The following is a 3,719-nucleotide window of genomic DNA, read 5'->3' as shown; positions in this document are numbered from 1 at the left end:
GATGCGCACCCGGGTGGGCATCGTGTTCATCAGCATGCCGACCATGCGCTCGACACCGGGGACGTCGGCGGCGCGTCCGGCGACCGTGGTGCCGAACACGACGTCGCGAGAGCCGGTGTGACCGCCGAGCAGCAGCGCCCAGGCCGCCTGCAGGACGGTGCCCACCGTGCTCCCGCACCGCACCGCCAGCTCGTGCAGCCGCGTGACCAGCTCCGCCGGCAGCTGTCCGAACACCCGCCCGACTCCGTCGCCGTCCACCGTGGACCCGGTGTGCAGAGGTGCCGGTGCGGACAGCCCGGCCAGCTCGGCACGCCAGAAGGCCGCGTCGGACTCCCGGTCGCGGCCGGCGACCCAGGCGATGTGGTCGCGGAACGGTGCCACCGCCGGCAGGGCCGCGACGGTGCCCGTGCGGGCCGCGGCGTAACCGGCGAGGACCTCGTCCAGCACCGTGGCGACGCTCCACGCGTCCAGCACGACGTGGTGGGTGTTCCACAGCAGGTAGTGCTCGTGCCGGGTGCGGATCAGGGTGAGCCGCGACGGACACTCCGCCGCCAGGTCGAAGCCGGCCCGCAGGTCCCGGCGCAGCCGCGCCTGCACCCGGCCGGGTACCGCGGCGGGATCGACGCCGGTCCAGTCCAGCCGTTCGAGCTCGACCGGCCGGTGCCGCCACACCACCTGCACCGGTTGGGGCAACCCTTCCCAGGCGAAGGTGGTGCGCAGTGCCGCGTGCCGGTCCACCACCCCCTGCCACGCCGCGACGAACGCGTCCACGTCCAGTACGCCGGCGATGACGTAGGCCTTCTGGACGAGGTAGTCGGCGGGATCGGCGGCACCGAGGACGTGGAAGAGCATGCCCGACTGCAGCGGCGAGAGCGGGTACACGTCCTCGATGTCCCTGGCGATCCCCCCGGCACCGTCCGCCACACCGTCCGCCAGGGTGGCCAGCATCCGGTCGAGGGTCGGCTGGTCCAGGCCGGCGAGGGGGAAGTCGCTCGGGGTCGCGCCGCCGGCGCCGGCCGCGCAGTGCTCGATCAGCTCGGTGAGGTGGTGTGCGTACCGCTGCGCGAGGCGGCGCACCGTGTCCTCGCGGTGCCGGTGCGTCGAGTAACCCCAGTGCACCTCGAGGCACCCGCCCCTGATCGCCGCCTCGACGTCGATCAGGAAGGAGCGCGGGCTCGCACCGGCCCGGTCGGGGGCGAGCCGGTCGGCCAGCTCGGTGAACCGGCCGGCGGGGCCGCGCCGCTGGTCGAGCCGGCCGAGGTAGTTGAACAGCAGCCGCGGTTCCGGCGTCGCGGCGAGTGCCGCCGAGGTGTCGGTGCGGAGGTAGCGGGCGAGGCCGTGCCCGATGCCGTGGTGCGGGACGGCACGCAGCCGCTCCTTGACCGCCTTGAGCGCCGTGCCCCAGCCGCCGTCGACGGCGGGCAGCGTCACCGGGACGAGGTTGGCGAACCAGCCGACGGTCCTGGACAGGTCGACGTCGTCGAACAACTGCTCGCGCCCGTGGCCCTCCAGTGCGACCAGCGCGGCGTCCGCGCCCGTCCACTCGGTGACCGTGCGGGCGAGGGCAGCCAGCAGCACGTCGTTGATCTGGGTGCGGTACGCGGCGGGCACCCGGTGCACGAGCGTGTCGGTGAGCTCGGCCGGCAGCGTCACGGCCACCGAACGGGCGGAGTCCCCGGTGTTCGGTCCGTGGTCGTGATCCACCGGGAGGGGAGCCGCCGGCTCGCCGGTCAGGGCGGTCCAGCGCGCGGCCTCGGCGGCGAACTCGGGGGAGTTGGCGTGTTCGGTGAGGCGCTTCGCCCAGTGCTGGAAGGAGGTGCTCCTGGGTGGCAGGGCGACGGGTGCGCCGGCGTCGAGCTGCGCGCAGGCGGTGTCCAGATCCTCGAGGAGGATGCTCCAGGAGACGGTGTCGACGGCCACGTGGTGGATGGTGATCATCAGCTCGGCGTCCCGGTCGCCGCCGGTGAACAGCGCCGCGGCCAGGACGGGCCCGTCCGCGATGGACAGTCCGGACTGGATCTCGTGGGCGACCCGCCCACGGGTCTCCCGCCGCTGCCGGTCGGGCAGGCCGGTCAGGTCGACCACCCGCAGGAGCGGCTCGGTGCCGGGGTCGCGGATCTCGCCGGCCCATCGACCATCCACGGTGGACAGCCGGATGCGTAGGGCGTCGTGGTGGTCGACCAGTGCGGCGAGCGCACGGGCCAGCACGTCGGGGCGGACGGCCGGTCGGCAGTCCAGCAGGACCGACTGGTTGTAGTGGTCGTGGTGGATCGGCCGTTCGGTGAACCAGCGCAGGATCGGGGTCAGTGCCACCGCGCCGGACACCGCGTGCTGGTCGGCCAGCATCGGGGCCGCGGTGTCGGCGGCGATGGCTTGGGCGAGCCGGGCGACGGTGCGGTGCTGGAACACCCGGGGCAGGGTCACCGGGACGCCGATCCGCCTGGCCTCCGCGACGATCTGGATGGCCACGATCGAGTCGCCGCCCAGGTCGAAGAAGTCGTCGTGCGCGCCGACCTGGTCGAGGCCGAGGACCCGGGCCCAGATCTCGGCGATGGCCAGCTCCCGCTCGCCGCGCGGCGCGACGTGGCCACCGTCCCCTTCCGCACCGTCCCGTGCGGTGCTGGCCGGCAGCGGGTACTGGGCCGCCTCGGTGCCGGGCACCACCATGATCTCGCCCAGGGAGGTCAGGGCGGCCAGGTCGCGCAGGGGAGTGTCGGGGTGGGCGGCCAGGTCGCGCAGGACGGCGACGTAGCGTTCGAGCAGGGCCACACAGGTGTCCGCGTCGAACTGCGACCGGCGGTAGATCGCGGTCAGTCGCACGGTGTCCTGGTGGCTGATGTTGAGCATGAGCGGGCAGTCGGTCTGCTCGAAGTCGTAGGGCAGCGGACCGACGGCGAGTTCGGCGTCGGTGTCGACGACGCCACCGGTGAAGTTCCGGTAGCTGAAGAACGTGTCGAACAACGGGGTCCCGGCCGGGACCGGGGCGTGGCGCTGGATGTCGGTCAGCGAGCAGTGCTCGTGCTCCCGCAGGGCCAGCTGCCTGGCCTGCTGGTCGGCGAGGTAGCCGGTCACCGTCCGGTCCGGGTCGACCAGCACCGCGTACGGCAGGGTGTTGATCAGCATCCCGACCATGTGCTCGATGCCGGCGACCTCCGCGGAGCGGCCGGTGACGGTGGTGCCGAACACCACGTCCCGGCGGCCGGTGTGTACGGCGAGCACCAGCGCCCACGCGGCCTGCAGCACCGCACCCACCGTGTACCCGCCACGCGACGCCAGCTCCCGCAGCGCGGCCGTCAGCTCCGCGGACAACTCGTCACCCACGTGCGCTTGTTGTTCTGTTGGCTCGCTCCGCTCGCCGGCGAGCGGAGCGAGCAGCGTCGGTGCGGTCAGGCCGGCGAGCTCGGCCTGCCAGAACTCGCCGTCGGCGGTGCGGTCCTGCCTGCCGATCCAGGCGAGGTAGTCGCGCAACGGTGTTACCGCCGGCGGTTCCGGTTCCCGGCCGTCCCGCAGCGCGCGGTAGGTCGCCAGCACCTCGGTCAGCACGGCGCCCTCGCTCCACGCGTCCAGCAGGATGTGGTGGAGGCTCCACAGGAAGTAGTGCTCGGTCGCGGACACGGCGACGATCGCGAACCGGGACGCGCACTCGCCGGCGAGGTCGAAGCCGACCGCGCGCTGCGCCCGCAGCACCGCGTCGAGTCGTACTGGTATCTCCCCGGGGT

General features: G+C 73.4%; 1 protein-coding gene. It reads right to left on the bottom strand.

Annotation, left to right across the window (positions count from 1 at the left end):
- A partial coding sequence (locus ACJ73U_RS36515) for a condensation domain-containing protein (protein ID WP_407782320.1) occupies nt 1-3,719 on the bottom strand: 3,719 nt, incomplete at both ends.

The sequence above is a fragment of the Actinophytocola sp. genome (genome assembly GCF_045807065.1).
Lineage (GTDB): Bacteria > Actinomycetota > Actinomycetes > Mycobacteriales > Pseudonocardiaceae > Actinophytocola.
Note: the sequence above shows the minus strand (reverse complement) of the source record. Positions and strands in the feature narration are given on the sequence as shown.